Source organism: Actinomycetota bacterium, assembly GCA_035759705.1.
Taxonomy (GTDB): Bacteria; Actinomycetota; CADDZG01; order JAHWKV01; family JAHWKV01; genus JAJCYE01.
Genome location: DASTUJ010000170.1, coordinates 1 through 8225, shown reverse-complemented (window position 1 = coordinate 8225; position 8225 = coordinate 1). Strand labels below are relative to the sequence as shown.

The 8225-nt window shown below is 65.5% G+C and carries 8 protein-coding genes; 2 read left to right on the top strand and 6 right to left on the bottom strand.

What is annotated here, in order from left to right; genetic code table 11:
- Together VFV09_11510 and VFV09_11505 are read right to left on the bottom strand one after the other, a co-directional pair.
- Positions 1-386, bottom strand: a 386-nt coding sequence (locus VFV09_11510; protein ID HEU4868343.1) for a hypothetical protein, incomplete at its 3' end; no start/stop codon positions are given.
- A gap of 23 nt (positions 387-409) precedes the next feature.
- Positions 410-1417, bottom strand: coding sequence for an FkbM family methyltransferase (locus VFV09_11505; GenBank protein ID HEU4868342.1), 1008 nt, complete (start codon positions 1415-1417; stop codon positions 410-412).
- Positions 1418-1492: 75 nt separating this feature from the next.
- On the opposite strand from VFV09_11505, the gene VFV09_11500 reads away from it, so the two are divergent.
- Positions 1493-2251, top strand: a complete 759-nt coding sequence (locus VFV09_11500) for an FkbM family methyltransferase (protein HEU4868341.1) — start codon at positions 1493-1495, stop codon at positions 2249-2251.
- Here the strand turns inward: VFV09_11500 and VFV09_11495 are convergent.
- Both VFV09_11495 and VFV09_11490 read right to left on the bottom strand, forming a co-directional pair.
- Positions 2180-2953, bottom strand: a complete 774-nt coding sequence (locus VFV09_11495; protein ID HEU4868340.1) for a methyltransferase domain-containing protein — start codon at positions 2951-2953, stop codon at positions 2180-2182. The genes VFV09_11500 and VFV09_11495 overlap by 72 nt on opposite strands.
- A 54-nt stretch (positions 2954-3007) precedes the next feature.
- Entirely contained in the window at positions 3008-4246 is a 1239-nt protein-coding gene (locus VFV09_11490; GenBank protein ID HEU4868339.1) for a glycosyltransferase, read from the bottom strand.
- A gap of 159 nt (positions 4247-4405) precedes the next feature.
- Here VFV09_11490 and VFV09_11485 point away from each other — a divergent pair, with 159 nt between their 5' ends.
- Complete coding sequence (locus VFV09_11485) at positions 4406-5800, top strand: O-antigen ligase family protein (protein ID HEU4868338.1); 1395 nt, start codon at positions 4406-4408, stop codon at positions 5798-5800.
- Here the strand turns inward: VFV09_11485 and VFV09_11480 are convergent.
- On the bottom strand, positions 5769-6398 hold the full coding sequence (locus tag VFV09_11480) for an LPXTG cell wall anchor domain-containing protein (protein HEU4868337.1): 630 nt from the start codon (positions 6396-6398) through the stop codon (positions 5769-5771). The genes VFV09_11485 and VFV09_11480 overlap by 32 nt on opposite strands.
- Positions 6399-6452: 54 nt before the next feature.
- The coding region (locus tag VFV09_11475) for a fibronectin type III domain-containing protein (GenBank protein ID HEU4868336.1) at positions 6453-8225 on the bottom strand (1773 nt) is incomplete at its 5' end.

Here is an 8225-nt window from a genome sequence, read left to right as displayed (position 1 = left end):
CTCGACGGCTCCAGGGCCAGGACACGCACGTCCGGCACCGACGCTGCCAGTAGGGAGTACACACCGACGTTGGCCCCCACGTCGACAAATGTGTCACCGGGCTGCAGGTAACCGAGGACAAACCGCATCTCGGCCGGATCGGCGAGACCGTAGTAGATGACCGCCGATGCAATGGGACTGTGCGGGTGGCAGCGAACTTTGATCCCGCCGGTCAGCTTGACGGTCACGGGCCTTCGGACCGTTCGCTCCCACGCCTGCCAACCGAAGTACCCGGCCAGCGCGCGGGCCCGGCGGTTTCGGTTCTCAGGGTGGGTCCAGATCTGCCTAAGCGTTCGGAGCAGGATCTCCGGTGCGGAAGTGGGAGGGTGGGGAATTCGAGTGCTCAAGGACCGAGCCTACGTTGAACGGCTCAAGCCTGGTTCGGAATCGCCCGGCAGGTGACGACCAGATCCCTGGTACCAAAACGGTCGACGAGCGACACGCCGGAAAGCTCCTCCGCGCTGAGAGGAATCAGAGCCTCGGAGGTCGGAACGAAGCAACGGTAGTCCAGCTCGCTGCAGAGGCCCGCGATCCAGCTCCGCAACCGGGGGGTTCCGGGCAGGACCTCGAGGAACATGGTGGGCCTGGAGCTGCGGATCTGGTCGTCCACCGATGTCAGCAGCTGGTGCTCCTGACCCTCGACGTCGATCTTGAGCAGGTCGACTCCGGCAATGAGCTCCCGCAGCTCCACGGCGGCCACCCTGATCGAGTTGTAGGCGGAGATGTTCTCCGTACCCTCTTGGTGAACCTCGTTCCCGCCCGCAAATCCGCTGCAGGGCGCCTCGTCGTAGTGATCCCGGCCCCCGGGAAGGAACAGGTCGATCTCCGGCTGCTGTGCCGTACTCACTGCCGCAGCCTCGACGACCTGGACCGAGCTGATGCCGTTACGGTCGAGGTTCTTTCGACAAATGCGAGCGGCGCCCGGATGTGGTTCGACAGCCGTGTACTTGGCGGAGGAGTTGGTTTTGGCGCCCTGGACCGTGAAGTAGCCGATGTTTGCGCCCAGCTCCAGAACGTTGGTTGAGGTCTTGCAGAATTCCTTCCACCACCTCAACACCTCGGGTTCGTAACCCTTTTTTTCACCGCACCAGTAAAGCCAGACGGCGATAAACGAGTCGCAGACTTCTATCGATATTTCCGGGTTGTCCTGAAGCGTAAAGAACTCAGTGTCCGGTGGAAGGCCGCGGTGCCGCAGAAATGCCAGGATCCGGCGCTGAACACGATCCTGCAACGAGCCCGGCTCGGAAAGCGGGAACGCCTGCCGGAGCGGCTCGAGCACGGAGAAGGGGATCCGCCTTAGACCGGCTTCAACCGCCTTCCGGCCCATCGTGCGGACCGGAGGCCAGGCGCTGGCCAGTAGCGACGAGTTAGATCCCAAGAGCAGGCGTTCCCATCCATGGAGGAGGCTGGTCGAATTTCAGAATCGGCGGTCGCTCTAGCATAAGCTCCGAAAGTGAGTCTTCCCCAGAAAGCATCCAAGTTACTGGCGGCGGTCCGGCACCGCCGGTTCCGGAAGGCACTGCGCTACGGCGTCGCTCCCGCGATCGAGCACAACGCCCTGCTTCGCAGTTTGCCCCCGCTCGGTTCCATCGTCGACGTCGGCGCAAATGGGGGGCAGTTTTCCCTGGTGGCGCGCCGCCTCCACCCCTCGGCGCAAATCATTGCTTTTGAGCCCCTCCCAGCAGCCGTACGGCGATATTCGCGGGTATTTGAAGGCGATCAAAGGGTGGTGCTCCACCGGGTAGCCGTTGGCAAAACCTCTGAAGAAGCCGACTTCCACGTATCCGCCAGCGACGACTCGTCGTCACTACTTCCGATAACCGCTCTGCAGGAGAGTACGTTCCCCGGTACGGAGCAGCGCGGCGTGGAGAGGGTCAGCGTACTGCCGCTTAACGAGGTGCTGGACTCCTCACAGCTCACACCGCCGGCACTCCTGAAAATCGACGTCCAGGGCACAGAGCTGAACGTCCTGCTGGGCGTCGGAGAGCTGCTCGGCCTCCTCGACTACGTCCTAGTGGAGGCGTCGTTTGTCGAGCTTTATTCAGGTCAGGCACTGGCGCACGAGGTGATCGCACATCTGGCCGAGCGGGGCTTTGTTCTGGGCGGGATCTACAACCCGACAACCGACGCTGAGGGCCGCTCAGTCCAGGCCGACTTCTTTTTCACCAGAAGGCCCGGGCTTGTCGAAGACGACGTTCACGGTGTGACGTAGGCCTTCCAGCAGAGGGGTGGAGTTCACCAGCCGCTCGTAGGCCATCAACAGAAGAAAAAGCGGGCGTGCGGCAAAGCCATACGAGGGCTCGGACTCAATGAGCACGATCGAGCTCACCCGCAGCCCGGAATCGGCCGCAGACCTGGTAATCGCCCTCCGGGTGTTGAGCCGGTAGTAGGTGGGCCAGGGCTCGTGCGTCTCCTCGGGAAGGGCTCTCAGCCGGTTCGCGACCAGCCGGTGGAACCAGTGCGGGGACATCGCCGCCGCTATGGAGACGTAGTGGTAGCGGTTTGGGGTCCGGGCCACGTAGCGCCCGCCCGGCTTCAGGACCCGCGCCACCTCCTTGAGGTGGACCGAAGGATCCTCCACGTGCTCGAGCAGCCAGCTCGAGAAACATGCGTCGAAGCTGCAGTCTTCGAAAGGCAGCTCCTCGGCCTCGACGACCACCGCATTGACGAGTGCCGGGTTGCTCCGCACTATCGGGTCCACGTCGACCCCCGTCAGGGTCCCCAGGGCGGCGAAAAAGTCGGACGATGGGTTCGGGGGCCCGGCTCCGATCTCCAGCAGCGACGGGTTCTCCTGCGCGCCCCGCACCGCTTCCCGGCACATCTCGTGGAACTTGGTGGTGCCGTCGGTCCAACCGCCGGCGCGGGAGTACCAGCGGTCCATGTATCGCTCTCGCCAGTTGTCTCCGCCAGCCATCTTCGTCCCGGCTCTACGATCTCGATCTGATCCGGCGACCAACCAAGGAACGCACTACGCCTTGAGCAGATCCTCGAGAAATAAAAAGAAGAGCCTGCGTGCCTCGGCGACGGACAGCCTGGTTTGAGCATAGTCCTTGCCCCGCCGCCCGAGATCCGCCAGCCGGTCCGGGTCCGACGCCAGCTCGGTGATCTTGGCGAGGAGGGCCTCGGGAGAAGCCGGCGGCACCAGCTCGCCGCCCCCCGACGCGAGGATCTCCCTCGCCGTCTCGCTGTCCGGCGCCACCGCGGCGACTACGGCTCTGCCCGATGCAAGATAGGCGGTCAACTTGCTGGGCAGGGCCATGTCGGCGATCGCGGCGCTCTGATTGAGCAACAGGACATCGGCGGCGGCCAGCACGTTCGGGAAGTCGTCATCCGGCAGGACAGGGACGAAGGTGAGGTTCTTCAGACCATAACTTTCGGTCAGGTCCTCGAGGAGCGCCCTTTGACTGCCGTCGCCCACCATCAGGAACCGGAGTCCCGGCGCAGCCGCCTCCGCTAGTCTGGCGCACTCGATGACGTTGTTCAGCTCCTGCTTCAGTCCCATGTTCCCGGCGTGCACACAGACGAAGTCCTGGGGATCGATGCCCAGCCACTTCCGTGTGACCAGCCGCTCCTCGGTGGGCTCTTTGGTGACGGTCCAGTTTCGCAGCCGGTAGATCTTCGTCTCGGCCATCCCGGAGGCGGCCACATAGGGCTTAAAACCCTCGGCAATCACCCCGGCGCTGGAGGCGCGCCGAATCACCCACTGCTCGATTCGGGCGACCCACCGCGATACGGCGACTCCGCCCTCCATCCCGCTCTGGAGTGCAGCGAGCCCCATCAGATCCTGGAACACCAGGCAGTACGGAACTTTGAACCAGTGCGAGCCGAGGCGGGCAAGAACACCGCCGCTCATGCTCGGGATGACGCCGATAATGAGGTCCGGCCGGCCCCCCTTCAAGCCAGTCAGGCCCGACAGGAGAAAGGTGAGCTCATAAAGAGCCCGGCGAACGGCCGTCTGGGAGGTTGGCACGTAGTTCCACCGCCGGCGCAGGTTCACCCCATTGCGGGTCTCGTTCCGCCACAGCAACCGGCGATAGGGCGGCCTGATCCGCCATTGCGGGTAGCTCGGAAACCCTGTCACCACCGAGACGCAATGTCCCTCGTCGGCCAGGAACTCGGCCAGACCAGTGGTGTACGGGCCGATACCCGTCACTTCGGGGAAGTAGTTGATGCCAAAAATTTGTACCTGCAGTGTGTTGTCCTTCACGAGAAGGGGCGGGGATGGCAGGTTAACCGCCTACTCCGCACTTATGCAGCTTTCCTCGACGGACCCTTGCGCGGGTAACTTAAGAATTGCCAACGTCTGCCGGCGCTCTCCGGGCGCAACTCATTCAGGCACCTTTCTACTGCCGTAAAGTAAAGCGCCATGCTCGACCAGCCGACCAATGGAAAAGAGCGTCCGTCCGATGCGGCCACGGCTCAACGACGCCATCTACCCGCGGCCGGCATCCTGCCTGCGATCGCCCTGGCCGTGGCGGTTGGCGCCGTAAGCACGCTGTGGGACGGGTCACCCTGGCTGGGTGTCGGGGCGGCGGTCGGCGGCCTGGCGCTGACGATGGCCCTGTTCATCGGAGGCATGGGGGCCATGACCTTCACCTTGGCTGCAGCGGGTGCCTTCACGGTATCCATGTTGAGCCTGCGAGTGGGACCGGTCTCCCTGGCCGATACGCTATTCGCTCTCTCGCTGATCCCCACCACGGCGGGCCTTACCCGCGACCCGGTAAATCGCAATGAGCTGGGGCGATACCTTCCGGTGGCGGTTCTGACCTGCCTGACCGTCGCCGGCGGGCTGGGGGGCTCGTTCACTGCCACCGACCAGGTTACGAGCATGGCCGAGCTCGGGCGCTTCACCGCCTCAACCCTTCTCCTGATAGTCATCATCGCCCTGTGGTCCCCCTCACGGGAGATGGTCCGCAGATTGATGTGGATCGCCCTTTTGGGAGTGTGCGTTCACGTGCTCATCGCGATGTTCATAAGGGACCCCAATGGGCGGGCCCTCGGCCTGGCAACCCACCCCAACCACCTGGGGCTGTCGAGCGCCCTGGCCATCGGATTGGCGCTCGGGCTGGTCATGTCCTCACGCCGGAGGATGCACTGGGCTCTTGGCGGCTTGGCTCTGGCAATCCTGGGGCTCGGGATCGTCATGAGCGGATCACGAGCCGCAGCCCTGGCCGCGGCAGTCACCGTGGTGACCTTTCTGATTGCGACCCGCAGCTGGAAGCTGATCGCCTGGGGAGCGGTTGTGTTGGCTGTTGCGGCGGGCCTTGTCACCCTGAAGGTGGTGGACCTGGGGGAACAGAACGCGCTCACTCGGCTGGCCGGTGACCGCTCCGCCGAGCTCTCAAACCGCGAAAGAGTCAGGGCGTACGACGAAGCGCTCACCGCCATCACCGAGAACCCCTTGACCGGGGGCGGCTTCACATCGGCTAAAGCGGCCCACTCGATTTACCTTCAGCTCTGGGTCTCTGCGGGGTTGCTCGGGCTGGTCTTCGTCTTCGGTCTAGGCGTTGTCGCCCTCAAAGCGCTGCTTCGCGCCCGAACTCGGGGCGACCTGACCAGCCTGGGTCTCGCTGCGGGTTACCTCGGCTACCTCGCGGCAGGCTTCGTGACCAACCAGCTCTGGGACCGCTACATCTGGCTGCACCTGTGCCTGCTCCTCGCGCTTCAGGCGAAGTACAGGGACTCGGCCGCGACGGACCCGAAGCTCTCGGACTGGTCGCGGGCCGGAGTTATCCCGATCCGCGTGAACCGCTCCGCCTGAACCTGTAAAGCCCAAAGCCGCCAACCGCCGCCAGCGCGACCAGGCCGGCTAGAACGAGGAGGGGAGTCCTCGAGCCCGTTTGCCGGGTGGAGTTACCCGAATCTTCGGGCGCCTCCGCCGCATCGGGTGCCGCCGGTTCGTCCGCTCCGGGGGCGCTCTCCTCAGGAGCCGGCGACGCCTCGGCGCCCGGGGCTGCGGGGTCCGGCGACGGCGCCGCCGTTGCGGCCTTGGTGTCCGCCGTTCCCGGAGCACTCGGCGAACACGAGTTGACTGCGCAGGTGTCCACGGGAGCCGGAGCGGGACACGCCGACCGCCCGCACGCCCCCGTGGGAGGCGCAGCAGGCGGGCAAGGGTTGCGGCCGCAGGCCCCTTCGGGGCTCGATGCCGGCGGCGGGCAGGGGTTCGGTCCACAGGGCCCGTCCGGAAGGGTGCCGGGGGCCGGGCAGGGGTTGGGGCCGCAGGCGCCGTCGGGCGGGGCCGGCGGCGGGCAGGGGTTCGGGCCGCATGGGCCGTCGACCGCAATAGCGGTCTCGGTGAGCATCCCGCCGAATGTCAGGAACGAGGCGGCCAACAGCACCGCCAGCACCGCTACAGGCAAACGTCTAATCGTCGACATACCACCATTGTGCCGCCGCATCCGTAATGGCATGAACTACGGAGCGAACAGGGCCCGGTAAACGGCCGGCTGGGCGGGGACCGGGATGTCGCCCGCCAGGCCCCAGGAAACGGTCGGCTTGTCCTTCACGAACCACTGGCCGGTCGACGGCCGGTACACCGCGACGTCCGCGTCTCCGTCCTGGTCGTAGTCGGCCGGAACCGGCACGTCGCCGGTGTAGCCGTAGAAGGTCGTGATCTGGTCCTTCACGTACCAGCCGCCCACCTGCGGCCGGAATACCGCCACGTCGGTGTCGCCGTCCTGGTCGTAGTCCCCGGGGACGGGGATGTCGCCGGGCAGCCCATGCGAAACGACGAACTGGTCCTTCACGAACCACTGGCCGGTAGAGGGCCGGAAGACTGCGAGATCCGTGTCGCCGTCCTTGTCGTAGTCCCCCGGCACGGGAAGGTCTCCCGCCAGGCCGTAGGAAACGGTGAACTGATCCCTGACGAACCACTGGCCGGTTGACGGCCGGTAGACCGCCACGTCGGTGTCGCCGTCCTTGTCGTAGTCCCCCGGCACCGGCAGATCCCCCTGGTAACCGTGGAAGACGGTAGCCCCGCCCGAGATGTACCAGCCCCCGACGGAAGGCCTGAAGACGGCCTGCTCGGGCGAACCGTCCTTGTTGTAGTCGCCGGGCACCGGGATGTCGCCGGGCAAGCCCCACGAAACGGCCGGCTGGTCCTTCACGAACCACTGCCCTGTCCCGGGACGGAACACGCTCAGATCGGTGTCCTTGTCGCCGTCGAAGTCGGCAACCGTCGGGAAGCGGGGCGTCACCGCGTTCGACGGCGTCGAGGCGGCACTGGGGCCGGCGGAGTTGTTCGCCCTGACGGTAAAGGTGTACGAGGTCCCGTTGGTCAGGCCCGAAACCCTGGCGGTCACAACTCCGGCCCCGACGCCGGCAGTGAAGCCGCCGGGGGAAGAGGTCACCGTGTAGCCGGTGATCGGCGAGCCCCCGTTCGCCGCCGGGGCGGTCCAGGTCACAGTCGCCGAGGCGTTGCCGGCGTTTGCGATTACCCCCGTCGGAGCACCGGGTCCGCCGGCGGCTGTGTTGAGGGTGAAGCTTCGGGTGGCGGAGTTGGAGGGATTTCCTGCCGACTGCTGCTGGTTGGTGACTACAACCAGCCTGCGTACACACGTCGTCGCGTCGAAGGCACCTAGCAAAATCACCATTGAGGGCGTCGCGATCAGGGGCGTGGGCGTCAATAGAGGAGGTGCGGACAACGGGCTCACAACAAGTGAGTTGCCGGTGTCGCAAACTGCAGAAGCGCGCAACTGGCCTCCGGTCGACGTGTTCGTGAGAGAAACTGAGTAGCCGCTCGCGGCCGGCAGGGTGAACCACCGGGCGGCGTAGTCGTCCTCAAGACTGCTGTTGACGCTGCCGCCGACGGAAGCAATGGTCCCCGAAGTCGGCGGCAGGCCCGCCAGTCCCACGTATCCGGCGGCCTCCTCGAAGCACAACGGTGCGACATAGCCGCCGCCACAGGTGCGCATGAAAGCGGTGCCGATTGCCTGCTGGTGAAAGGCGTCGCCCAGGGTGGTGCCTTTGGCCGTCACTCCGGCCGCCAGGGCGCCCAGGTTGTTGTGGGTGCCCTTGCTGGTCAGCTCCCAAAAGTCCTGCATGATCTGCTCGCCGCCGCCCGCGGCGCTGGTGCCGAACCGCTCGGTCAGGCCTCGCATAAGGATCCAAAACTCGTAGGAAGAACCGTCGTAGTCGCCCATGCTGTCGCTGAAGGTGGGCCACAGGTAGTTCCAGTTGTCGTTGGA